The sequence below is a fragment of the Synechococcus sp. MW101C3 genome (genome assembly GCF_002252635.1).
Lineage (GTDB): Bacteria > Cyanobacteriota > Cyanobacteriia > PCC-6307 > Cyanobiaceae > MW101C3.
The window spans coordinates 26123-48987 of the sequence record NZ_NQKX01000012.1; the positions used below are offsets into that span (position 1 = coordinate 26123).

General features: G+C 67.7%; 26 protein-coding genes and 1 pseudogene. 14 read left to right on the forward strand and 13 right to left on the reverse strand.

What is annotated here, in order from left to right:
- Positions 1-95: 95 nt before the first annotated feature.
- On the forward strand, positions 96-302 hold the full coding sequence (locus tag CJZ80_RS14170; protein WP_144037045.1) for a hypothetical protein: 207 nt from the start codon (positions 96-98) through the stop codon (positions 300-302).
- Between the two features lie 57 nt (positions 303-359).
- Here CJZ80_RS14170 and CJZ80_RS15380 read toward each other — a convergent pair whose 3' ends face one another.
- Positions 360-533 (reverse strand): hypothetical protein, encoded by a 174-nt coding sequence (locus tag CJZ80_RS15380; protein WP_233133135.1) that lies wholly within the window; start codon positions 531-533, stop codon positions 360-362.
- A gap of 58 nt (positions 534-591) precedes the next feature.
- Positions 592-1257 carry an SDR family oxidoreductase gene (locus tag CJZ80_RS14175; protein WP_094514686.1) on the reverse strand — a complete coding sequence of 222 codons (666 nt, stop codon included), beginning with the start codon at positions 1255-1257 and terminating at the stop codon, positions 592-594.
- A gap of 105 nt (positions 1258-1362) precedes the next feature.
- Here CJZ80_RS14175 and CJZ80_RS14180 point away from each other — a divergent pair, with 105 nt between their 5' ends.
- The gene (locus CJZ80_RS14180; protein WP_094514688.1) at positions 1363-2853 is read left to right on the forward strand and encodes an FAD-dependent oxidoreductase; all 1491 of its coding nucleotides are present in this window, start codon (positions 1363-1365) and stop codon (positions 2851-2853) included.
- A gap of 196 nt (positions 2854-3049) precedes the next feature.
- Here CJZ80_RS14180 and CJZ80_RS14185 read toward each other — a convergent pair whose 3' ends face one another.
- Positions 3050-3922 (reverse strand): haloacid dehalogenase type II, encoded by an 873-nt coding sequence (locus CJZ80_RS14185; protein ID WP_198948328.1) that lies wholly within the window; start codon positions 3920-3922, stop codon positions 3050-3052.
- Positions 3923-4016: 94 nt separating this feature from the next.
- A complete protein-coding gene (locus CJZ80_RS14190; protein WP_094514692.1) occupies positions 4017-4205 on the reverse strand; it encodes a hypothetical protein in 189 nt (62 codons plus the stop codon).
- Positions 4206-4357: 152 nt separating this feature from the next.
- On the opposite strand from CJZ80_RS14190, the gene CJZ80_RS14195 reads away from it, so the two are divergent.
- Together CJZ80_RS14195 and CJZ80_RS14200 are read left to right on the forward strand one after the other, a co-directional pair.
- A complete protein-coding gene (locus tag CJZ80_RS14195; RefSeq protein WP_094514694.1) occupies positions 4358-5161 on the forward strand; it encodes an ABC transporter ATP-binding protein in 804 nt (267 codons plus the stop codon).
- Between the two features lie 49 nt (positions 5162-5210).
- Positions 5211-5969, forward strand: coding sequence for a PCC domain-containing protein (locus CJZ80_RS14200; RefSeq protein ID WP_094514696.1), 759 nt, complete (start codon positions 5211-5213; stop codon positions 5967-5969).
- A gap of 88 nt (positions 5970-6057) precedes the next feature.
- Here CJZ80_RS14200 and CJZ80_RS14205 read toward each other — a convergent pair whose 3' ends face one another.
- Positions 6058-6468 carry a YccF domain-containing protein gene (locus CJZ80_RS14205; protein ID WP_094514698.1) on the reverse strand — a complete coding sequence of 137 codons (411 nt, stop codon included), beginning with the start codon at positions 6466-6468 and terminating at the stop codon, positions 6058-6060.
- Positions 6469-6603: 135 nt separating this feature from the next.
- Between CJZ80_RS14205 and CJZ80_RS14210 the strand changes: the two genes are divergently transcribed.
- On the forward strand, positions 6604-8043 hold the full coding sequence (locus tag CJZ80_RS14210) for an NAD(P)/FAD-dependent oxidoreductase (protein WP_094514700.1): 1440 nt from the start codon (positions 6604-6606) through the stop codon (positions 8041-8043).
- Positions 8044-8071: 28 nt separating this feature from the next.
- The gene (locus CJZ80_RS14215; protein ID WP_094514725.1) at positions 8072-9130 is read left to right on the forward strand and encodes an isopenicillin N synthase family oxygenase; all 1059 of its coding nucleotides are present in this window, start codon (positions 8072-8074) and stop codon (positions 9128-9130) included.
- Here CJZ80_RS14215 and CJZ80_RS14220 read toward each other — a convergent pair.
- Positions 9039-10085, reverse strand: a complete 1047-nt coding sequence (locus CJZ80_RS14220) for a metallophosphoesterase (protein WP_094514702.1) — start codon at positions 10083-10085, stop codon at positions 9039-9041. The genes CJZ80_RS14215 and CJZ80_RS14220 overlap by 92 nt on opposite strands.
- A 90-nt stretch (positions 10086-10175) precedes the next feature.
- Here CJZ80_RS14220 and CJZ80_RS15385 point away from each other — a divergent pair, with 90 nt between their 5' ends.
- Both CJZ80_RS15385 and CJZ80_RS15835 read left to right on the forward strand, forming a co-directional pair.
- Entirely contained in the window at positions 10176-10790 is a 615-nt protein-coding gene (locus tag CJZ80_RS15385) for a hypothetical protein (protein WP_158217492.1), read from the forward strand.
- Positions 10787-11857 carry an MlaD family protein gene (locus CJZ80_RS15835; protein ID WP_158217493.1) on the forward strand — a complete coding sequence of 357 codons (1071 nt, stop codon included), beginning with the start codon at positions 10787-10789 and terminating at the stop codon, positions 11855-11857. Before CJZ80_RS15385 ends, CJZ80_RS15835 begins: the two co-directional genes overlap by 4 nt.
- A 63-nt stretch (positions 11858-11920) precedes the next feature.
- Here CJZ80_RS15835 and CJZ80_RS14230 read toward each other — a convergent pair whose 3' ends face one another.
- Complete coding sequence (locus CJZ80_RS14230) at positions 11921-12862, reverse strand: phycobilisome rod-core linker polypeptide (protein ID WP_094514706.1); 942 nt, start codon at positions 12860-12862, stop codon at positions 11921-11923.
- Positions 12863-13303: 441 nt separating this feature from the next.
- On the opposite strand from CJZ80_RS14230, the gene CJZ80_RS14235 reads away from it, so the two are divergent.
- From CJZ80_RS14235 to CJZ80_RS14250, 4 genes are all read left to right on the forward strand, one after another.
- Positions 13304-13585 carry a hypothetical protein gene (locus tag CJZ80_RS14235; RefSeq protein WP_094514707.1) on the forward strand — a complete coding sequence of 94 codons (282 nt, stop codon included), beginning with the start codon at positions 13304-13306 and terminating at the stop codon, positions 13583-13585.
- 155 nt (positions 13586-13740) lie between these two features.
- Positions 13741-14730 carry an ATP-binding cassette domain-containing protein gene (locus CJZ80_RS14240; protein WP_094514727.1) on the forward strand — a complete coding sequence of 330 codons (990 nt, stop codon included), beginning with the start codon at positions 13741-13743 and terminating at the stop codon, positions 14728-14730.
- Positions 14714-15526: an ABC-2 family transporter protein gene (locus tag CJZ80_RS14245; RefSeq protein ID WP_233133136.1), complete on the forward strand. Its 813-nt coding sequence runs from the start codon at positions 14714-14716 to the stop codon at positions 15524-15526. Before CJZ80_RS14240 ends, CJZ80_RS14245 begins: the two co-directional genes overlap by 17 nt.
- The gene (locus tag CJZ80_RS14250) at positions 15526-16314 is read left to right on the forward strand and encodes an ABC transporter permease (RefSeq protein WP_094514709.1); all 789 of its coding nucleotides are present in this window, start codon (positions 15526-15528) and stop codon (positions 16312-16314) included. Before CJZ80_RS14245 ends, CJZ80_RS14250 begins: the two co-directional genes overlap by 1 nt.
- Positions 16315-16402: 88 nt before the next feature.
- On the opposite strand, the gene CJZ80_RS14255 is transcribed toward CJZ80_RS14250, so the two are convergent.
- A complete protein-coding gene (locus CJZ80_RS14255) occupies positions 16403-16975 on the reverse strand; it encodes a hypothetical protein (protein ID WP_198948329.1) in 573 nt (190 codons plus the stop codon).
- Between the two features lie 453 nt (positions 16976-17428).
- Here CJZ80_RS14255 and CJZ80_RS15495 point away from each other — a divergent pair, with 453 nt between their 5' ends.
- Complete coding sequence (locus tag CJZ80_RS15495) at positions 17429-17569, forward strand: hypothetical protein (protein WP_198948330.1); 141 nt, start codon at positions 17429-17431, stop codon at positions 17567-17569.
- 170 nt (positions 17570-17739) lie between these two features.
- On the opposite strand, the gene CJZ80_RS14265 is transcribed toward CJZ80_RS15495, so the two are convergent.
- Both CJZ80_RS14265 and CJZ80_RS14270 read right to left on the reverse strand, forming a co-directional pair.
- Positions 17740-19218, reverse strand: a complete 1479-nt coding sequence (locus CJZ80_RS14265) for a cobyric acid synthase (protein WP_094514734.1) — start codon at positions 19216-19218, stop codon at positions 17740-17742.
- 41 nt (positions 19219-19259) lie between these two features.
- On the reverse strand, positions 19260-19631 hold the full coding sequence (locus CJZ80_RS14270) for an Npun_F0494 family protein (protein WP_094514711.1): 372 nt from the start codon (positions 19629-19631) through the stop codon (positions 19260-19262).
- A gap of 100 nt (positions 19632-19731) precedes the next feature.
- Here CJZ80_RS14270 and CJZ80_RS14275 point away from each other — a divergent pair, with 100 nt between their 5' ends.
- Entirely contained in the window at positions 19732-20346 is a 615-nt protein-coding gene (locus CJZ80_RS14275; protein WP_094514737.1) for a nucleoside triphosphate pyrophosphatase, read from the forward strand.
- On the opposite strand, the gene CJZ80_RS14280 is transcribed toward CJZ80_RS14275, so the two are convergent.
- From CJZ80_RS14280 to CJZ80_RS15980, 3 genes and pseudogenes are all read right to left on the reverse strand, one after another.
- Positions 20327-21211: a YcgJ family protein gene (locus CJZ80_RS14280; protein ID WP_158217494.1), complete on the reverse strand. Its 885-nt coding sequence runs from the start codon at positions 21209-21211 to the stop codon at positions 20327-20329. The genes CJZ80_RS14275 and CJZ80_RS14280 overlap by 20 nt on opposite strands.
- A gap of 178 nt (positions 21212-21389) precedes the next feature.
- Positions 21390-22778, reverse strand: coding sequence for a photosystem II reaction center protein CP43 (gene psbC, locus CJZ80_RS14285; protein ID WP_094514715.1), 1389 nt, complete (start codon positions 22776-22778; stop codon positions 21390-21392).
- Positions 22762-22865: pseudogene (locus CJZ80_RS15980) on the reverse strand (photosystem II protein D2); the annotation flags it as partial. The gene psbC and the pseudogene CJZ80_RS15980, both read right to left, overlap by 17 nt.

Genomic DNA, 22865 nt, shown 5'->3' on the forward strand with positions numbered 1-22865 from the left:
GCAGCCCTTGAATCTGGCACCAGCGTCTCGCCGTCCACCGGCGCCTTGCGGCACCCCGTCACACTGAATCCCCAGCAGGCCGGCAGGTTCCAGCGATGGGAAGGTCCACCAGGCCATTGCGGCGGCGGCATCGCCACAGCCCGACCCAGTCCATCGAGGTTCCGCCGGTCCGCGCGTCCACGATCTCCCCGGGGGTGGCGATCGCCATTGCCGTGGTGCTGTTCACCCTGCCGCTGCTGCTCACCAACGTGCAGCAGTCGGGCGACCCGCTCAAGGTGCGGAGAGAGCTGCGCAAGTTCTGAGCGGATCCGCCAGCGCTCGCTCGGGGCAAGTGGTCCCTGCGGCGATCTGGCTCCGCCTCAGGGCAGGGTGAAGCCCGAGGTGTTCAGGTGCTTGAGATCCAGCAGCACCACCGCGAACCACCCCAGCAGGGCCAGGCCACCGATCACCGCGAGCACCACCAGCAGGCTGGCCAGCACCGATTTGGAAGAGCCGCTGTCGTTCGGCACGCACTGGATCGAAGGGCCCTTCACTGTCCCACAGGCCGGCAGCGCCAGCAGCTCACCCCAAAGCCGCTTACGCCACAGCCGCTCACCAGGGCAGCAGCTCGCCGTTGGCGTGCCAGAAGCTGCCGGAGGTGGCGAGGTTGAGCGCATCGATGCGGGCCAGCAGCCCCTGCACCGACTGCTCGACGCTGATGCCCTGCGCCGTGAAGCCCGTCATGCGCGTGCGCACCAGGCCGGGATGAAGGATGGCCACCGCGATGCCGCGTGGCGCCAGGTCAATCGCCAGCGACTTGCCCGCCATGCAGAGCGCCACCTTCGACATCCGGTAGCCGTAGGAACCGCCGGAGCTGTTGTCGGCGATCGAGCCCATGCGGCTGGTCATCAGGATCACCTTGGCGCCGGTGGGCAGCTGGGCCAGCAGGGCGCGGGTGAGACGCAGCGGTGCCACCGCATTCACCTCGAACTGACGGCGCAGGCTGATCGGATCGAGATCCTCCAGGCTCGTGCGCTCCAGGATGCCGGCGTTGTGGATCAGTCCATCGATCGCCAGCCCGTCGAGCCGTTGCAGCAAGCCGGCCACGGCGGCCTCGGAGGTGATGTCCACGTCCTGCTCGATCCGCACACCCAGGGCCGCGAGCTCGGCCGAAGTTGTGCGGCAGGCGGCGATCACCGTGTCACCGCGGGCCTTCAGCTGGCGGCAGTATTCGGTGCCGATGCCGCGGTTGGCACCGGTGACGAGGAAGGTGGCCATGGGCGCGTCGAGCGGCACCGCAGGCTCTGGAGACTATCGGCTACAAGAGCGCTGGTGGTACCCGCCGCACCGGCGTCCCCTGCGCCCCGTTGCGATGTTGAACAGATGAGCCTGAACATGTTCGATCCCGTCGATGTGGTGGTGGTGGGCGGTGGCCTGTCGGGGCTGGTGGCGGCTCGGGAATTGCAGGCGGCCGGCCGCTCCGTTCATCTGATCGAGGCCGCAGCGGAACTGGGTGGCCGCATGACCGGCCAACGGGTGGACCTCTCCGGCCCGGGTTCCGCAGTGGCGGCGCCGGCCTCCAGCCCCTGGGTCGATCTGGGCGGCCAGTGGGTCGGGCCCACCCAGACCCGCTTCCTCGCGCTGCTGGAGCGCCACGGCATCCGCCGCTTCGAGTCCCCCCACGACGGTGAGACGGTGCTGGTGTTCGGCAGCACGCGCTGCACCTTCGCCGGCTTCTTCCAGGGGTTCCCGGAAGGCCAGCCGCCAGCCGTGCCCAGCGCCGACTGGGACGACGCCATGGCGGCACTGGAGCGCTTCCAGGCGCTGGTGGAGGAGCTTCCCGAAGGCCACCCGCACCACCATCCGGCCGCCGCCGAGCTCGATCAGCTCAGCTTCCAGGAGTGGATCGACGCCAATACCCATACCCCCTTCGCCGCCTGGTATTTCGCCTACTTCTGCCGGGCCGTGGGCTTCCTTGGTCCGGCGGAACCGGAGCAGGTGTCGCTGCTGCACGTGCTCTGGGGCCAGCGCACCGCCGCCCAGGGCGAGCACCCGGAGGAAGAGCTGCTGCATGGCGGCGCCGGCCAGCTGCCAGCGCTGCTGGCGGCGGACTTAGGGGAAGGCGTCGTGCGGCTGGGGGAACCGGTGCGGGCCGTGAGCCAGCTGGAGCCAGGCGGTCCTCTGCAGGCGGCGAGCGGAGTCCCGGATCAAGCCGATCCGGCAGGCAGCGGCCCCACGGCCGCCCACCCCGTCGTGGTCCACACCGACAAGGCGGTGTATCCCTGCCGTGCGGCGATCGTGGCGATGCCACCGGCCCAGGCCGCCCAGCTGCGCTTCAGCCCGGAGCTGCCCGCTGATCGGCTGGAGCTGCAGCAGCGCATGGAGATGGGCGCCTGCGCCAAGGTGCTGGTGGTGTACCGCACGCCGTGGTGGCGCCAGCAGGGGCTGTCGGGCATCGCGATCGGTGATCGCCCCTGGGTGGAGCTCTGCGCCGACAGCTCCGACCCGGAAAGCGGCACCGGCGTGCTGGCGGCCTTCGTGGTGGGTCACCGCTATGCGCGCTGGGCACCGCTGGATGCCGAGGCGCGAAGGCAGGCGGTGCTGGGCGATCTGGCCACCTATCTCGGCCCACAGGCGCTCGAACCTGTGGCCTATGTGGAAAAAGACTGGCCTGCCGTGCCCTTTGTGGGCGGTGCCTACGCCGCCTGGATGCCACCGGGGCTCTGGAGCCGTTGCGGCGATGCCATGCGCCGGCCCCACGGGGCGGTGTACTGGGCCGGCACCGAAGTGGCCGAGCGTTGGCCCGGCTTCTTCGACGGAGCCGTGCGCAGCGGCGAGGAAGCGGCGGCGGCAGTGCTGGCGCAGCTGGGCTGAGCGGGGCTGGGCTGAGCGCGGAGCCGGCGGAGCGGCGGTGCGTGGGGCCGGCTCAACAGAGGTGCGTGGCGGGCCGGCTCAGCCCACACCCATGCTGGTTTCCCCCCATCCGTGTGGGCGGCTTCCGCCTCCTGAGGCAGGGATTGCAGCTCGAATCGGCGGCGGATTCAGCCACCTCCTCACGACTGATCCGTTCTCAAGTGGAGGCGGCCTCAACACCGGCAGCGTTCACGATCTCCAGCACGTCTGCGAGCTCGGTCAGGCTGCTGACAGGCACATCGATCCAGCTCTCGGGGGTCAGGTCGGTGTCAACACCGGGACCGAATTCAAGCGGGCGGGCAATGAAGGCTGTGCGCATGCCGAAGGCACGTGCTGCTTTGAGGTCGTATTTGTGGCAAGCCACCATGAGGATCTGACAGGGCCTGTAGCCGAGAGAATCCACCGCCAGCTGATAAACAGCGGCAGCGGGCTTGTAGGCCTGCACCAGTTCGGCTGTCAGCACGGCATCGAAAGGAAGCCCTGCCCGCTTCACGATCGACACCATCGTGGCCATGCCCGCATTCGACAACGTGGAGGTGACGTAGCTCTGACGAAGGCGGCGTAATCCTTCAACCGTGTCGGGCCAGGGTTCCAATCTCGACCAGATCCCATTGAGCTGATCGCGCTCCGTAGCGGAAAAGTGGCTGGCAAGGCCGCGATCCTCCAACAGCACATCGAGTGTTTCGCGGTAGATCTCCACGACTGGAAGCCAGGGCCGATGCCCGCAGATCACGGCATCGAGCACCTCTCGGTAGAGCGCGCGCCATCCCGACGACATCACTGCCCAGTCGATCGAGAGTGACTTCGCCTGGTTGATGCTGTCTCCCAGGCGAAGCAGCGGGCGGTAGAAATCAACGCAGGTGCCCTGCACATCAAAGGTGATCGCCTGGACCGCGCGCAATGCGGTGCAGCATTCATCAGAAAGTGCTGCGGCTACTGCTGAAGCCACCATCCGATCCCTCGTTCCAACCATTGTGGGCCTCACGACATTCCGGTCGGCCGCCGTCTGATCGGCCAGGTGATCGGGCACGCTCGGAGCGCCAGGGGGCCCTCAGCAATCCCTGCAGCTGCCTGCAGCGGGCTCAGCCCAGCACGGCTGAGCGCCACTGGCCGCCCCTTGCCACTCAGCCGTGGGAGTTCTGGCTCCGATCTGCTGCTGCCACCAGCTCCCGCCGCCGCAACTCCCGCCCAAATGCGCGGCTGAGCGCCTGTGCCCTGTGCCGCTGCCAGCGGCGCGCCATGCCCACAGCCTTGACGGCCAGCATTCCTGCCCAGATCAGGGCGGCAATGGTGTGAGGCGTGGGGTGATGCATCACTCACCACTCTGGAGGCTGCCGGAGCGCAAGGCCGCGCAGCCATCACAAGGTGTTCATGACTTCCACACCTGATGGCCACTTCGCCCCCAGTCGAAACAGTGCGTTCAGGCCCAGCCCAAGCCCCCTCTGCCTGGCCTTACCTTGCAGCGATGGCCAGTTCTGCCTCCCCCAACCCTTACTTCGAGGTCCAGGCGGTGGAGGCCTGGCTTGGTCCGCGCAAGGTGTTCGAGAACCTCAGCGTGCGGTTCCATCGCGGCGAGCATGCCGTGGTGATGGGGCCCAACGGCTCCGGCAAGAGCTCCCTGATCAAGTTGCTCAGCCGTGAGCTCTATCCGGTGGTGAAGCCGGGCTCGCGGCTGCGGCTGTTCGGCAGCGAAACGGTGAACCTGTGGCAGCTGCGTCGTCGCATCGGCCTGGTGTCGCAAGACCTGCAGGCCGGCTACGTGGGCCGGGTGCCTGCCGCTGATGTGGTGCTCTCCGGTTTCTTCGGTTCGGTCGGCATCGGCCGCAGCCAGGTGGCCAACGCCGCCCAGCGCGAGCGCGTGCGCACGCTGATGGAGCAGCTGGGGCTGGCAGATCTGGAGGAGCGTCCCTACGCCCAGCTCTCCGATGGCCAGCGCCGCCGGCTGCTGCTGGCCCGCGCGCTGGTGCATGAACCGGAGGTGCTGGTGCTCGATGAGCCCACCAACGGCCTCGATCTCCAGGCCCGCCACCAGTTGCTGGAGATCCTGCGTGGCCTGGCCCGGGCCGGCACCACCCTGCTGCTCGTCACCCACCAGATCGACGCGATCATTCCGGAGATCAGCCGCTGCGTGCTGCTTCGCCAGGGGACGGTGGTGGGCGATGGCCCAGCCGCCACGCTGCTGCAGGATGCCCCGCTCAGCGCCCTGTTCGACACGCCGCTGCGGGTGGTGAGCGCCAACGGCTACCGCCAGGTGCTGCCTGGCAGCTGAGCTGTCGGGCTCACCCGTAACCTGACCCCCTGAGCCGTCGTCTTTGCCCATGCATCCGTTGCCGCTGCACCTCGAACCCGGCAGCGATCTGCGCGCCAGCCTCGAGCAGCTGGCCGTGGAGCAGAACGCCGCCGGCTTCGTGCTGGGGGTGGTGGGCAACCTCTCGCGTGTGGCCTTTCAGTGCCCGGGCCGCTCGCAACCGTCGGTGCTGGAAGGCGATCTGGAGATCATCACCCTGCAGGGCACGCTCTCGCCCCAGGGAGTGCACCTGCACCTGAGCCTGTCCGATTCCGATTGCCAGGTGTGGGGCGGCCACCTGGAGCACGGCACCGTGGTGCTCAAAGGCGCTGATCTGCTGGTGGGCTTCCTGGCCGGCGCGCCGGAGCCGGCGCCGGAGCCAGCCGCCGCCGCCCATGCCGCCGCCATGGCCGAGGCCATGTCCCGAGCGGCCGCCCCGGCGCAAGCGGCCATGGCTGCCCCTGCGCCAGCCCCATACGCAGCGGAGGCGCCCCCAGCCGCCGCGCCCGCCGCGCCGCCTGCATCAGATCCCCACCTACAGGGCGACTCCCGGGTGGAGATCGCCGTTCTGCCCGGCTGCCCCTATTCCGCCCGCGCCCAGCGCATGCTGCGCACGCTCGGCATCGCCCACCGGGTCCACACCGTCACCAGCGACGACCAGCGCCAGGCCCTGCTGGAGCACACCGGCATCAACACCCTGCCGCTCGTGTTCATCGATGGGGCCTGCATCGGCGGCTACGACGCCCTCGCCGACCTGCACCTGCGCGGCGAACTGGACGCCCTGCGCTGATACGTCTCAGATGGCCTGCGCAGTCAACTCGGACGCCAGCGCCGCGGCCACAGCCGCAATCCGCCTGGCCGGCCTGATCGCAGCTCCCTCAATGCCTGGAGCCGCTGGGCACCACCTGCATGCCGATCGGCGCCAGGGCGATCAAGGCCAGCTTGATGTGCTGGATGCCGAAGGGAATGCCGATGATCGTCACGAAGCAGGCCAGGGCCGAGCTGAGGTGGCCGAGGGCCAGCCACCAGCCCGCCAGCACGAACCACACGATGTTGCCCACCAGGCCCAGCGGGCCGGTGCCGAAATCCGTGCGACCGGTGAGCTCGCGGCGGCTCACGGCCTCCTGGCCGAACGGCCAGAAGGAGAAGTTGCCGATCACGAAGCAGGCGCGCGCCCAGGGCAGCCCCACGATCGTGATCGCCGCCACCAGGCCGGCCAGCCACCAGCCGACCCCCATCAGGAAGCCCCCCAGCACGAACCAGAGGATGTTGAGCAGTGTGCGGATCATGCCTCCACCCTGCCGCAACTTCTCCCCGCTGTCCCGCCGCCGCCACCGGCAGGGGTCCGATGCAGCAACGGGCACAGCCATGGGCCTGCAGCCCCGCTACAAGAAACTTGACATCTCTTCGGAGCGGCCGGATCCATGGCGCCGGAACGCTTCTTCCTCGAACTCGATCCCCCTGCCGCCCGACTCGCAGGGGTCCCCCATGTGGTGGTGGTGGGTGGTGGCTTTGCCGGTCTGAGGGTGTGCCAGGCGCTGGCCAACCGGCCGGTGCGGGTCACCCTGATCGACAAGCGCAATTTCAACCTGTTCCAGCCGCTGCTGTATCAGGTGGCTTCGGGCCTGGTGTCGGCGGCGGATGTGGCGTCACCGCTGCGCCAGATGGTGGGCCAGGCGCCCAATGTGCAGGTGCTGCTGGGGGAGGTCACCGATGTGGACCTCGACGCCCGCACGCTGCTGTTCAACGGCCATCACTACGCCTACGACCAGTTGGTGCTGGCCTGCGGCTCAGGTTCCGCCTACTTCGGCCATGAGGAGTGGCGGCCGCTGGCGCCGCCGATGAAGATCCTTGAGCACGCCCAGGAGATCCGCCGGCGCCTGCTGATGGCCCTGGAGGAGGCGGAGCAGACCCCCGATCCCCAGCGCCGCCGCTTCCTGCAGACCGCCGTGGTGGTGGGGGCCGGCCCGGCCGGCTGTGAGCTGGCCGGCTCCTTGATCGAGCTGATGCATTCCGCCATCCGTCGCGATTTCAAGCAGTTGCGACCCGAGGCCTGCCGCGTGCTGCTGGTGGATGCGGTCGACCGGGTGCTGCCGGTGATGCATCCGAGCCTGTCAGCCGCGGCAGCCGGCTATCTGCGCCGCCAGGGCGTGGAGCTGCGGCTGAACACGATGGTGGCGGCGATCGAGCCGGGCAAGGTGCGGCTCAAAGGAGAAGAGGGCAACGAACCGCTGGAGGCGGCCACGATCTGCTGGACCGCTGGTGTACGCGCCTCCCGCCTCGGTGCCCTGCTGGCCGAGAAGAGCGGCTGCAGTGTGGACCGGGGCGGGCGGGTGCAGGTGGAGCCTGATTTCAGCCTGCCCGGCCACCCGGAGGTGCGGGTGATCGGTGATCTCTGCCATTACAGCCACACCAGCGACGGCGCCCCCCTGCCTGGCATGGCCGGTCCGGCGGTGCAGATGGGCGCCTGGGTGGCGAAGGACATCCTCAACCAGCTGGCGGGCCAGGCCAGCGCCCCGTTCCGCTGGATGGATCTGGGCAGCATGGCCGTGATCGGGCCGATGTATGCAGTGGCGGACCTGCGCGGCGTGCGGGTCACGGGCTTTCCGGGCTGGCTGCTGTGGGGGCTGGCCCACCTGGCCTTCATCCCCGACACCGAAAACCGCATCACCCTGTTGAGCCGCTGGCTGTGGCAGATCGCCACGCGCCAGCGGCGCGCGCTGCTGATCACCGGCCGCCCCGATCAGCACATCGGCGTCGATGTGGGGCTGGCCCGCGCCCAGGGCCTGGCACTGGCGAGCGGACCAGGCAGTGCTCCGCTCGCCGGCGGACCGGACGCCGGCCAGGAAGCGGCGGCGGCATGACACCACCAGGGCCATCACAATCGGTGTGATGAGCAGCGCCATCCTCGACGTCGATCTGCTGGCCTTTGAACAGGGCAGCCGTGCCGCCCGAGCCGCGGTGGTGGAGGGAGTGCGGTGCAGCCTGGCCACCGGCTTTGTCTATGCCCGCGCCGATCTCTCCGCCGATCTGCTCGATGCCGCCTACGGCCTGCTGGGCCGCTTCTTCGCGCTCGAGCCGGCGGTCAAGCAACGCTTCGTGGCCAGCGGTTCAAGCGGCCAGACGGGCTACACGGGCCTGCTGGTGGAAACAGCCGCCGGCCACAGCCATGCCGATTGGAAGGAGATGCTCAACTGGGCGGCGCCGCTGCCGCTGGCGCACCCGTTGCGGCGCCGCTTCCCGCTGCATTATCCGGAGCCGTTGCTGCCCGAAGCGGTGGTGCCCGGGCTGAGCGTGGTGCTGCAGGAGTTCCATGCGGCAATCGCCGAGCTGCAACGCCGCTTCCTGCGGGTGATCGCTGTGGGTCTGGGTGCCGCTGAAGGTTTCTTCGATGCCGTCGTCGAAGACGCCCCCACCCTCACCCGCGCCATCCGCTACCCACCGATGGCCGAAGCGCCTTCAGGCCCCCACCTCTGGGCCGCCCCCCACGCCGACATCAACCTGATCACGGCCCTGCCGCGCGCCACTGCCCCGGGGCTGCAGGTGCTGGTGGAGGGGGAGTGGGTCGAGGCCCTGCCGCCGGATGGCCGCGTGATCATCAACAGCGGCCTGATGCTGGAGCGGCTCAGCAACGGCCACACCCCGGCTGGCTGGCACCGGGTGATCGCCCCCGCCCCGCCGGCCGCTGCCGCCGAAGCCCCAGCAGTGGCTGCCGCAGGCCGCCTGAGCGTGGTGCAGTTCTGCCATGCCCGCCCCAGCACGGTGTTGCAGCCGTTGCCCTGCTGCTGCGGACCCGACACCCCCCAGCGCTACGCCGCGATCAGCGCCGCCGATGCGCTCGAAGACGTGCTCTACCGCATCAACTTGCTCGAGGCAGCACCCGCCCCTGGCGGTCCACCAGCTGACGCGGCAGCGTCTGTGGCGCCACCGTCCGCAGCGTGCGCAGGTTGATCGTGGTGCTCAGCGGCCGGCCGCCGCGGCGCGGCAGATCGAGCACGGTGAGCGTCTGAAAGGGAGCGGCGCTGCTCTGCAGCAGGCGGCGTGGACCGCTGCCCAGCGCCCCCAGGGCGATCACATCCAGCTCCCCCAACCGGCCGGGGAAGAAGGCGTGGTGATGGCCGCTGATGTAGGCCTCCACGTCGTGGCGTTCCATCAGTTGACGCAGGCTGGTGGCATCACGCAGCACGTTGCCGGCGCTGTCGCGCCCCTGGGCCACCGCCTGCAGGGGCAGGTGCCCCACCACCAGCCGCCGCCGCGCCGCACGGGCCGCCGCGGAACCGAGGCTGCGGTCGGCCCAGCGCACCTGTTCCGCCGGCACCACCGCCGAAGAGGCGTCCCACACCAGCACGAACAGATCCTGCTGACGGAACGAATAGAAGAACGGAAAGCCACTGCCGTCCACGAACGTCAGACCGAGCGCCTGTTTCTGACGCGTCCAGAACCGTTCTGCCTCGGCCCGATCGCGGGCGAACAGGTAGCCGTCCCCCTGGCGCAGGCTGGAGGCATCGTGGTTGCCCATCGCCGGCGCAAACGGCAGGCCGGCGCGGCGCAACGGCACCAGCACGGAGCGATCGAAGCCGGCCCACATCGCCTGCAGCTGCGCGCTGCTCAAGCTGGCCTTCTGGCCCGCCACCATGTCGCCGGCGCAGAGCACCAGATCGGCCTGCAGCGCCGGGATCAGGGCCACCCCCCGGTGCACCTGCTCGATGTAGGTGGTGGAGCCGTAGCTGGCGTTCAGATCGCCGATCAGCACCACGCGCAGATCACCGCGGGGCGGCAGGCTCAGCCCGGCCGGCAGGCGGCTGGCTGTTTCCGCAGCCACGCCGCGCAGGGCGCCGCAGGCCAGACCAGCCAGCCCCAGGCCGCCCAGGGCCAGGAACTGGCGGCGGTTGAGCGAGGGGGGCATGAGATCAACCGGGAGGCGGTGTCGAAAGCATGGGCGAGGCTGAGCCGATCCGCCAGCTGTGCCTAGGCTCCCAGACGCTTGCGCCCCTGGATGCTGCAGCAATTACGGCGGGATGTGGTGGGGGCGGCGCCGCTGGCGGTGGTGCTGGGCGGCGCCATCGGCGCCTTCGTGACGCAGTGGCTGCTGGAGCCGCTGCGCCTCAGCACGCCCTTCGCGCTCGAAACCACCACGCTGGCCAATGTGCAGATCGTGGCGCCGCTGGTGGTCAACCTGATCTGGATCGGGTGCTGCGTGCCGCAGCGGGTGCAGCTCGCCGGCCGGATCCAGCCCTCCGTGGGCCGCCACCTGCTCGGGGCCAGGGTGGCCACGGCGATGCTGGGTTCTCTGCTGCTGCTGCCCTACTTCCTGCTGGCGGTGGTGCTGGCCAGTGTGTTGCTCTCTCCCCGGCCGGATCTGAGCGAACAGTTGCCGCTCTTCCTGGGCACGCTCACGCCGGAGCGACTGGGGTCCGCCATGGTTCGCACGGCCGTGTTCGCGGCCGCTTCCGCCTGCCTGGCCCATGCCATCGGCAAGCAGAGCCGCCGCCATCCGGAGCGCCTGCCCAACCTGATCAGTCTGGCGATCGTGTGCTGCGCGCTCGGCGTGGTGGCGCTGGAAGCCCTCTGGCTGACCGTCCTCCCCCCCGCGGCCCTGGGCTTGCCATGAGTTCATCCACCCCCCAGCCGGCATCACAGGAGCCACCCCAGACCCCATTGCCGCCACAGGTGCCACTGCAGCCACAGGCTCAGCCGCCAGCCGAACCGCCGGCGAGCGATACCGCCCCACCCCGCCGGCGGTTCGATGGACCGCTGGAGGGGCTGGCCACAGCGCTGAGCTGGGCCGTGCCCGTGGGGGCGGTGGTGCTGGGCGTGTGGATGGTGGGAGCCGCCGTCCAGCAGCAGAGCTGGCTCACCAGCAGCTTCGGGGTGCGCTTCCGCACCACCGATGCCAGCGGCATCTGGCCGGGGGTGAATGTCACGGTGGCGGGCTACCGGGTGGGGCGGGTGGAACGGGTCACGCTGGCTGGCGATGGCACGGTGGCCGTCGACCTGCGCATCGCCGACCGCTACCGGCGGTTGATCGGCCCTGGCAGCCACGCCGAGCGTTACCAGGAGGGCTTGATCGGTGCCAGCCAGATCGCCCTCACCCCCGACGTCCTCTCCCCTGGAGAAGAAACGCCGCGGCGCGACCTGCTGATTCCTTTCCGTCCGTCGGCCGATCTGGCCCAGCTGCTGGAGGAGATCGGCACCACCCGGATCAAGCTCAATCGCGCCCTCGAAGGCACGGCGCGGATGGCGGAGCGTGATGTGCCCGGGGCCGTGGGCAGCTTCCGCAGCACGTTGCTCGACCTCCAGCGCCTGAGCCGGCGGCTGGAGCTGGAGACAGGCCGTACCGCTGCCACCACTCGCCAGACCCTGCAGGTGTACGAGAGCACCGCCCGGCGCATTGACACCACTGGCAGCGCGGCCCGCCAGGCCACCGAGGAAGCCCTGGGCTTGATGCGTGAAGCCCACCCACCGCTCGTGGACACGCTTGAGGAAGTGCGTCTGCTGACCCGTCGTATCAACCAGTTGCTGGAATCGCTCGGGGTGGGCAGCCCCCAGCCCCGCCGGCCCGCCGGTGCTTCGAAGGAGTCTCCGGAACCGGCATCACCTGAAGCCCCATCACCGGCAGCCGTGCCAGCTCCAACACCGGCGGCTGCGCCGGCGATGCCTGGCCGGGGTGCCCCATGAGCTGCCGGGAGCGGGCAGGGCCGCAGCCCCACCCGCTCCCGGCAGCGGCCCGGGGCTGGGGCCTCAGCTCACAGTCACATCGGTGACGCGGCCACCGAGGCGCTGCACCCGTCGCAGGGCTTCGTTCATGCGGGAGTAGGGCACCCGCAGCACGTAGGCGCTGGTGCGCACATAACCGTTGTCGGCGATGCCGGTGGCGGAGATGGTCACCACCCGGGCACCGCTGCCGCTGGTGGAGCGGTCCCCGGCTGACACCCGCAGTGCTTCCGCCCGGTGCTCCTGCGACGGTGCCCGGCGCGCGCTGCCCCAGTCGTCGTCGTTGAACAGGTTGGTGGCGGAGCTCACCTGTGCCTTGAAAGGTCCTTCGGTGGACACGATCACCACCCGGCCCATGGAGCCGCGCACAGGCACGGCCCGGTCCTGGTGCAGTGCCTTGCCGAGGCGGAACTGGGTGCCGGAGGGATCGCCCTTCACTGAGGCCGCAGCGCCACGGGCCAGCTGCATCAGCCAGGAGAACTGCCGGCCTTCATGCCCTGCCGAATAATCCCAGCCGTGCAGGTAGGGAACCGTGTCCTGCCCGAAGCGTTGCTGGTATTCATCGCCATCGATGTAGGAGTCGATTTCGGCATCGAAGCCCTCCTCCTGCAGGATTGTGAAGTGGTGAAGCATCTCGGCGCGGTTCTGCGGCGCGCGGCCGAGCAGGTGCTTGTGGTTCAGCTCGATGAAGCGGTAGGGGTTGCAGTTCTCGAAGAAGCGCTCGCGGTACAGCCCGCTCTTCGCCACGGTGCGCACCAGCTCGCGAACACTCAGGAAACCATTGCGAAACAGGGATTCGGCCCCGGTGAGCCGCTCATTGGCCATCACATACTGATGACCAAGCACCTGCTGATACACCGCCCGGATGATCGTGGTGTTGTCGTCGTCGGAGGCCTGTGACCAACTCTGTTTGTTCCTGTCGTTCTCGAACCTCTCGATTCCCAGCGAGGGCGCCTGAAGCAGTGCCATGGTGAAACGGTCAGCGAAGGGAGAAAGCAACAGATCCGAATCCCTGGACCCGACGCCATTGATGAGAATTCTTCAATCAGAACTCCTGGCTCAGACTTCTTCAGGCAGAAGCTCTGGGTCGGAATCTTTGGTGTCAGAATCCCTGAATCAGCACCTGTTGGCTCGCACAACTTTAAGAGCAGAACAAAAAAAGACGGCCAACTTCTGATCCCGTAAACAAACGAAAGATGCCTTCATCTTCAGCCGAGTGCCCCGCTGGCCTCCCGATGCTCTGTCCACCACCTCTTGGTGGCCCTCTCCTGTTGCCGACAGTCCAGCTGCAAGCAAGGATCCTGCCAGTCCGCCAGGCCACATCCCAGCCCCAATCTGCCGCACTCCCCCCTTGGTAGCCCCTCCAGCCCCCTTACGCTGAACAGCCTTCGCCCTCCTGTGGATCCGCCCTTGTCCGCCCGTCTCGCCATCGGTCCTGTCGATGTCGACCCCGTCGTGCGCGAATGGGTGGATGCCGAAACCCTGCAGCGCCTGGTGGCTCGCCACCGCCGCGGTGACTGGGGCGATGTGGACGCCCGCGATGCCCGCGACAACACCCTGGCCGCTTATCGCCAGCAGGGGGGGCTGCGCAGCGTGTTCAACCTCGGCCGTGGGCTGCAGGTGTGGGTGATCACCAGTGATCTGGGCAAGGACAGCCTGCACACCACGGTGCTGCTGCCCGAAGACGCCTGACCCTGCAGTGAAACCTCCGCTGCCGCTCTCACCTCCGTGGCGTCAACGCCTGCCACTCCCACGCTGGCGGCCATCTGTTCTGCAGTGCCGATCCCAGCGGCACGCGGCCCCTCAGCCAGCCGCTGGAGTCGGCCAGTGATCGGAGCCTGCCGGTGATCATCGAGGTCCAGCAGCTCAGCAAGACCTACCGGGTGGCCGACAAGCAACCCGGCATGGCCGGCACCCTGCGCCACTTCGTGCGCCGCCGCCATCGTGATGTGCCCGCCGTGAGCGGGGTGTCGTTCGCGATCGCGCCCGGGGAGATGGTCGGGTTTCTGGGGCCGAACGGTGCCGGCAAGACCACCACCTTGAAGATGCTCACCGGCCTGATCCATCCCACCGCCGGCACGGTGCGGGTGGCGGGGCACGAGCCGAAACGGCGCCAGGCCGCCTTCCTGCACCAGATCACCCTGGTGATGGGCCAGAAGCAGCAGCTGATCTGGGATCTGCCGCCGCTGGACTCGTTTCGGGTCAACGCAGCGGTCTACGGCCTCACCCCGCCCGAAGCGCGCCGCCGCATCGCCGAACTGGCCGACATGCTCGAACTGGGGGAGGAGCTGACCCGCCCGGTGCGCAAGCTGTCACTGGGCCAGCGCATGAAGGCCGAGCTGCTGGCGGCCCTGCTGCACCGTCCCGCCGTGCTGTTCCTCGATGAACCCACGCTCGGGCTCGATGTGAACGCCCAGGCTCGGGTGCGGGATTTCCTCGCCGACTACAACCGGCGCACCGGCGCCACCGTGCTGCTCACCAGCCACTACATGGGCGACATCACCGCTCTGTGCGAGCGGGTGTTGCTGATTCATCAGGGCCGGCTCTTCTATGACGGCCGCCTGGAGGGGTTGAGCGAGCAGCTGGCGCCCTACCGGCTGGTGCGGCTGGAGCTGAACGTGCCCCAGCCCGCCTCCGCCTTCGCCGCCCATGGAACCGTGGAATCCCTGCAGGGGAATCAGGTCTGCCTGCGGGTGCCGGCGGCCCAGCTCACCGGCAGCGTGGCCCAGCTGCTGGAGCGGTTCGCCGTGGTGGATCTGGAAGTGAGCGACCCGCCGATCGAGCAGATCATCGGTGGGCTGTTCGAGCGGGGGACGGTGGATGACAGTGCCGCCTGAACCCCGCGCCAGGCCAGTGCTGCCGCTGGCGCGGGTGCTGCTCAGCACCCAGTACGCCTACATGCTCGAATACCGCGCCGAAATCGCCTTGTGGGCGCTTTCCGGGGTGCTGCCGCTGATCATGCTCGGCGTCTGGAGCGGATCCGGAGCCGGCGCGGCGGCAGGCTTCACGCCGGCGATGCTCACCCGCTATTTCCTGGCGGCCTTCGTCGTGCGCCAGTTCACGGTGGTGTGGGTGATTCATGTCTTCGAGGAAGACAACCTGCAAGGACGGCTCTCGCCCTACCTGCTCCAACCGCTGCATCCGTTCTGGCGCTACCTGGCCGCCCACGTGGCCGAGCAGGTCACCCGTGTGCCGTTCGTGGCGGCCCTGCTGGCGCTGCTGTTCCTGCTGCAGCCGAGCCTGTTGTGGTGGCCCCATCCCGCTGACGTGTTCTGGGGGGTGCTGGCCACCGTGTCAGCGTTCATCTTGCGCTTTCTGCTGCAGGGGGTGATCGCCATGGCCTGCTTCTGGAGCGAGCGGGCGCTGGCGCTGGAGCGGCTGCTGCTGATTCCCTATCTGTTCCTCTCGGGCCTGGTGGCGCCGCTGGAAACCTTTCCGCCGGGCGTGCGCGCCTTCGCGCTGGCCACCCCGTTCCCCTACACGATCGCCTTTCCCGCCCGCGTGCTGATGGGAGCGGAGGTCAACCTGGCGGCGGGCTTCCTGGGCCTGGCGCTCTGGAGCGGCCTGTTCCTGCTGCTGTTTCTACTGCTCTGGCGCGTCGGCATCCGGCGGTATTCGGCCATGGGGGCCTGATGCACCGCTACCTGCGCACCCTGGCCCAGTTCTGGAGCGCCTCGCTGGCGGCGGAAATGGAATACCCCGCCAACTTCGTGTTGGAGCTGCTCGCCGAAGTGGGCAACCTGGCCGGCAGCCTGTTCGTGCTCTCGCTGCTCTACGGGCCAGGCCAGAACCTGGGCGGCTGGAGCTGGAACGCGGCGCTGGTGGTGCTGGGCTTCTACACCCTGCTGGAAGGCCTCACCAGCACCCTGTTCCAGCCCAACCTGTCCACGATCGTCACCCACGTGCAGAACGGCACCCTTGACTTCGTGCTGCTCAAGCCGATCGACAGCCAGTTCTGGTTATCCCTGCGCACCTTCTCCCCCTGGGGGCTGCCGGGCATGGTGATGGGTGCCGGCCTGATCCTGGTGGCCGCCCTGCGCGCCGGTGCGGTGCTGGGGCCGGACACGGTCGCCGCCGCTGCGGTGCTGCTGCTGGCCAGCGCCGCCATCCTCTACAGCCTCTGGTTCGTGATCGCCGCCACCAGCATCTGGTTCGTGAAGGTCTGGAACGCCACCGAAGTGCTGCGCAGCACCCTCGTGGCCGGCCGCTATCCGGTGAGCGTGTACCCGGCAGGCCTGAGGGCCTTCTTCACCTTCGTGCTGCCCGTGGCCTTCCTCACCACGGTGCCGGCCGAGGCGGTGCTGGGGCGGGCGTCCGGCAGCTGGATGGTCGCCAGCGTGGCGGTGGCCGCCGCCTGCCTCATGATCAGCCGCGCCATCTGGCGCTATGCCCTGCGCTTCTACACCTCTGCTTCGAGTTGATCGTGCCACCAGTTGATCCGGCCTCCAGTGGATGCGGTTTGGCAGCAGGATTTCTGTCGGGGTGGTTGACCCATAGCCGTGCTGGCATTCAGCGCTTGCCAGCACGCTCCAGCTCCCGGCGCAGACGTTCCAGTTCCCGTTCGGCGGCGGCAAGGTCGTCGGCGCTGGAGCTGGAATCACCAGAAGCACCGAGCCCATCGGCGTGGGTGCTGCGGCTGCTCCCCTCGCCGGCATAGCTGGAGAGGGAGCGGAACATCAGACCACCGCCGGCGGCGATCATCACCACCATCGTGGCCAGGCTCCAGAGCGTGGTGGGGCGGAAGCTGATGAACAGGCTGTGCAGCACCCCCACCCCCACGGCCGCTGAAGACGCCCAGACCAGAAACCAGCCGGCCCGGCGGTAGGTGCCGGAGAACAGCAGACAGACGCCGATGCCCAGCAGCAACACCAGCAGACCGAAGCCCTCACCCACCCCCTGGGCCACCACCCCACTGAAGCCGCCACCGAATCCCCCGCCGAAGGTGCGACCTCCGAAACCGCTGCCGGAGAACCGCAACGCCGATCCCACCATCACCTGATTGGTGAACAGAAAGATGCCGGCGGCGAAAAAGCCACCGCCAACTAGAAACAGGAAGAAATCCTGCTTGGGTTTGGCTGTCATGTCTGCACTGTGATGAGGCTTTGAATTTAGAGCCAATCGGCATTGATGGCTGTGTAGATCTGCGATCGGCTATGGACAACTGTGTGTTCTATCCAGCGCTCCGCTGCAGATCACCCAATGTCATTCCCGTTCGTCAATGCCGTTGTTTGCTCATCGTTAGCGCTGTCCATTGTTGTGCATCAACGCCTACGCCTAAGGAGACTCGGAAAAGTCCGCCCCCATTCACAGGAGGATGACCCTGTGATTGCAGGTAAGCACTGGGTTCACGGGCGGCAAGCCGCTTGGATTCGGAGACTGCGAGCAGATCACGGCAAAGAAGCGCGCCTAACGCGAGACGTTTCTGGCCGACATGGAGCCGGTCGTGCCCTGGCAGGCGCTGATCCATCTGGTTGAGCCCCGCTACCCCAAGAGCGGCAGGAAAGGAAGCCGCCCGCCATATCTGCTGGCGATGTGTTGCGGATTCACCTGATGCAGCCGTTTGGCTTTCAGAAGACCTGGCTGCGGGGAATGACCAAGAACAGCTGCAAGATCAATGTGCTGGCTGCACTGACGAACCCGTTCCTGGCACGGCGCCAGTTGCTCGCGACACCATGAACAAGGGAATTCGGGCGTCCAAAGGAGCCGCTCACAGGGATATCTCCAGACCACCAGAAGGAGACAAGCCGCTTCAACGAGTATCGACCACGCCCTCATCGCAGAGAGGGGCCACTACCGGGGATCTCTGGGCACGGCTGCCCGTCAAATCCCTGTTGGCCAGAGTTTCCCTAGACCAGCAGCGGGGCCAGGTTCACCTCCGCTTCGAAAGCCTCCGCCAGGCGATCGAGCAAGTCTTCGCGCTGCAGGCCGTGGTGCGGCACATCCAGCGGCAGGGCGGAGAAGCCGCGCGCCTCGCGCAGCTGATTGAGCCATTGCCGCCGCCAGCGGCCGTTCTCGAACAGACCGTGCAGGTAGGAGCCGGCGACCCTGCCCGACCACCAGCCCAACCCGGCACCTGATTCACCAGCCGCCAGCGGCTCACAGTTGGCCGGATCGAGGCAGTGGGTACGGCCCTGATGCAGCTCGAAGCCTTCCAGCGGTGTGCCCGCTGCGGGCCAACAGGCGAACTCGCGACGCTGTCGCAGGGTTTTCCCTGCCATGAAGTAGGTGGCCAGCGGCAGCAGCCCCAGCCCCCTGAGCCCCTCCTCGCCATCCGCGCTGGCGCTTCCCTCCAGCCTGTGCGGATCCTCCAGTCGTTCTCCCAGCATCTGCAGGCCGCCGCAGAGCCCGAACAGGTGGCCGCCGCCAGCCACGAAGCGCAGCAGCGCGTCGGCCAGTGGGCTCTCCTTGAGCACGGCCAGATCCCGCAGGGTCTGCTTGCTGCCGGGCAGGATCACTGCAGCGGGCTGACCGAGTGGATCCCCCGGCCGCACCCAGCGCAGGCGCACACTCGGCTCGGCCTCCAGCGGATCGAAGTCGGAGAAGTTGCTGATCGACGGCAGCCGCACCACGGCGATCTCCAGCTCCGCCTCGGGTTTGCGGGCCCGCCGTTCCAGCAGATCGAGCGAATCTTCCGGTGGGAAGAGTTCATCGAGCCAGGGCATCACGCCCAGCACCGGAATCCCCGTTTCCTGTTCCAGCCACTGGCGCCCCGCGTCGAACAGCTGCCGCCGCCCGCGGAAGCGATTGATCAGGATCCCCCGGATCAGCGGGCGCTCCACCGGTCTGAGCAGGGCCAGGGTGCCGACGATCTGGGCGAACACACCGCCGCGCTCGATGTCGGCCACCAGCAGGCAGCGGGCGCGCAGGAACTGCGCCAGGCGCAGATTGGTGAGATCCCGCGCCTGCAGGTTCACCTCCACCGGGCTGCCGGCCCCCTCCAGCACCAACCGCCCGCCGGGATGGCTGAAGCGCAGGTCTTCCAGCCCCTGGCGAATCGCCTGCCAACCGGGGCGGAACCAGTCGCGGTAGTAGTGCTCGGCGCGGGCCGTGCCCACCGCGCGGCCCATGTGGATCACCTCGCTTGTGCTGTCGCCCTGCGGCTTGAGCAGCACCGGATTCATCGCCACCCGCGGCTCCAGGCCCGCGGCCCAGGCCTGCAGCGCCTGGCTGTAGGCCATTTCGCCGCCGTCCTCATCCACCCAGGCGTTGAGGCTCATGTTCTGCCCCTTGAAGGGCACCGGTGTTTCGCCGCGACGCCGCAGCACCCGGCAGAGCGCCGCCGTCATGAGGGATTTGCCGGCGCCGCTGCTGGTGCCCAGCACCATCAGCGCCGGCGGCACAGGGCCGGAACCCGCAGCCGGTGCTGTCACAGGCGCGGCCGGTAGCGGCTGATCGCATGGCGCAGCTGTTCCTTCCAGCCGGCGCGCGGAATCTCCTGGCTCCAGCCCGCCAGCAACTGACGACCCATGGGCGTGAGCCTTACCCGTTCGGTGAGGCCCTGACCATCCACTTCGCGGCGCAGCACGCCGAGCCGGATCAGCCAGATGAACAGGGTTTCAGTGTCGTCGGGTGTCAGCCTGGTGCTGCAGAGCGTTTCCGCGTCGGTGCGGGCCCACAGCGCCACGCTGCTGATCGCCTCCTGCTCCAGCAAGCGGTACAGACCGAGGCGAAATGGCAGGCAGCGCATGGCGCTGGCGGCGCGGGACAGGGAGCGAGGGTTGTCCAGGATGGGGTCCATGCGTTGATTCTCTCCAATCCCTGCTCCAGCCTGCGGAGGTTCCAGCCGAAGGCCGGCGCCGTACCCCTGGTTCGCCCTCCTGTTGTCCTGCGCTGCCGCCGTGTCCACCGTTCCGTTGGTGCTTGCTTCCGCCTCTCCGGCCCGCCGCCTGCTACTGGATCGGGCCCAGATCCCCCATCGCGTCTTGGCGAGTGGCTTCGATGAAGCCACGATCAAGGCGACGGATCCCTGCGAGCTGGCCGTCTGCCTGGCCAGGGCCAAGGCTGAGGCCGTGGCCACCGTCCTGGCCGACAGCGCCCCGGCCGACCCCTGCCCGGAGCTCGTGCTGGGCTGCGATTCGTTGTTCGTGTTTGAGGGCGAGATCCAGGGCAAACCCAGGGATGCCCTGCAGGCGATCGAGCGCTGGCAGCGCATGTCCGGAGGCTGGGGCGAGCTGCACACGGGCCATTGCCTGCTGGGCAGCGGAGCCCCCCGCCTGGCGGCTGTCACCACCCGCGTGCGCTTTGCTCAGCTTGAGGCCGCTGAGATCGAGGCCTATGTGGCCAGCGGTGAGCCGCTCGGTTGCGCGGGTGGGTTTGCTCTTGAAGGCCGCGGCGGCCTGCTGGTGGAGACGATCGAGGGCTGCGTCAGCAATGTGATCGGCCTCAGCCTGCCGCTATTGCGCCGCTGGTTGAAGGATGAAACAGCCCCGCGGGTCAGCGGAACAGGTTGTTGAACAGGTTCTGAAGGAATACCCCTGTGGGGTTGACGTCCTCAAAACCACCTTGCTGCCCCTGGTTGTTCCAACGGCTGTCCTGGGCTTCCAGCCGCAGGTCGGCCCAGCGGAAGCTCACGTTGCCGTTGCGGTTGCTCACCTGCACCGGCCAGACACCAGTGGCGTCTCGGAGCACCAGGTTGCCCTGCCGGTTGAAGAAGCTGTAGCGGCGCCCATCCCCAAGCTCCACGTTGTAGGCCATGCCGTTCGACGATTCACGCCGATTGAGGACGCAGCTGCCGTTGAAGAGGCGGCGGTTTCCCTGACGCAGCTCGCAGGCGGTGTTGCCCTGGCTTTGCTGCCAGTTGTTGTTGTTCCAGTTATTGCCGTTGTTCCAGCTGCCGTTGTTGCCACTGCTGTTGTTCCAGCCACCGCCACCGCTGTTGTTCCAGCCGCTGTTGTTGTTCCAGCTGTTGCTGGTGTTGCCTGATCCCGGGTTGCGCCATGCGCCGTTGTTGCCAAACAGCTGCTTGCTCAGAGCCCTGCTGATGTTCTTGCCATCCCAGCCGTCGTCCCAGCAGGTCTGCCGCCGCACATCGCAGACATCGCCGTTGCTCAACTGGAACTGGGTGGGGCGGTTGCTGCCCGACAGCTTGCGAATCAGCTCCCGTTCGGCGCTGCGGCCGAAATACTCCCTGGTGAGGGTCACAGACACCCCGGTGCTGTCGAAGCACATCTTTGTGGCCCGGTCGCAGACCACGCCCTGGCGGGGGTAGTCGATGGAGGCATTCTTGGCGGCTGCAGGCTGAACAGCTACGAACGGCAGAAGCGCAAGGGGAAGGGCTGCTGCGGCAACCATGCGGCCGGCGGCTAGGCGGATGGACAAGGGAAACTCCCGGTGGTCCCCAAAGCTACGAAGAGCTGGATAAGCCGGCATCTCTCGAATGTGTCCGCCTGGCCGGAAAGCATCACCAAGTCTTTCTGGTCAGGCAGCCCATGAAAAAGCCCCCGTGGAAGCCGGGGGCGGAGAGAGCAACCAGTGGTGCTCGGACAAGCCGTGGAGCTCAGTCGAGGTCGGGCATGGCCAGGGTGGGCTCGGCCTTGCGGTCGATGCCTTTCTCGAAGCCAGCCGCCGCGGCGCGGGCTCGGCCTGCATGCCAGAGGTGACCCACCAGGAAGAAGAAGGCGAGCACGAACTGGGTGGCAGACAGCCACTGACGCACGTTCACGAAGTTCACCGAGTTGGGTTCGGTGATGATGCCGCCCACGGAGTTGAGGGACGCATTCGGAGCATGGGTCATGTATTCAGCGGCCCGGCGCACTTGCCAGGGCTGAATGTCGTTCTGGAGCTTGTCGAGGCTGAGCCCGTTGGGACCACGCAGGGGCTCCAGCCAAGGGCCGCGGAAGTCCCAGAAGCGCATGGTTTCTCCACCGAAGATGATCTCGCCGGTTGGGGAGCGCATCAAGTATTTGCCAAGGCCGGTAGGACCCATGGCTGAACCGATGTTGGCACCCAGGCGTTGGTCACGCACCAGGAAGGTGAAGCTCTGGGCCTGCGAGGACTCGGCGTTGGTGGGGCCGTAGAACTCAGAGGGGTAAGCGGTGTTGTTGAACCAGATAAAGGCCGAGGCGATGAAGCTCATGAAGCTCAAGGCGCCAAGGCTGTAGCTCAGGTAGGCCTCACCGTTCCAGATGAAGGCGCGACGCACCCAGCCGAACGGCTTGGTGATGACGTGCCAGATGCCACCGAAGATGCAGATGAGGCCGAGCCAGATGTGGCCGCCGATGATGTCTTCCATCGAGTTCACCCCGATGATCCAACCCTCGCCACCGAAGGGGGCGCGGAACAGATAACCGAAGATCACACCAGGGCTGAGGGTGGGGTTGGTGATGATGCGCACATCGCCGCCGCCGGGGGCCCAGGTGTCATAGACACCGCCGAAGAACATCGCCTTGAACACCAGCAGCAGACACCCCACACCCAACAGGATGAGGTGGTAGCCAATGATGTTGGTCATCTGGTTCTTATCCCGCCAGTCCTGGGAGAAAAACGAGGAGTAGTTCTCCAGGATCTCAGGGCCGCGCAGGGCGTGGTACAGACCGCCCAGGCCGAGAACGGCCGAGCTGATCAGGTGCAGAACACCGACAACGAAGAAGGGGTAGAGGCTGGTGACCTCACCGCCGGGACCGACGCCATAGCCAAGGGTGGCCACGTGCGGGAACAGGATCAGACCCTGTTCGTACATCGGTTTGTCGAAGGTGAAGTGGCTCACCTCAAACAGCATCATTGCGCCGGCCCAGAACACCATCAGGCCAGCGTGGGCCACGTGGGCCCCGAGCAGACGACCGGACAGGTTGATCAGGCGTGCATTGCCGGCCCACCAGGCATAACCGGTGGAGTCCAGGTCTTTGCCGCCGACGGCCGTAAGAGAAGGACTAGAGAGCGTTACCACGGGGCAGAACCTCTTCAGGGAAGACGAAGTTTTCATGCGGCTGGTCAGCCGGTGCCATCCAGGCACGCAGACCTTCATTCAGAAGAA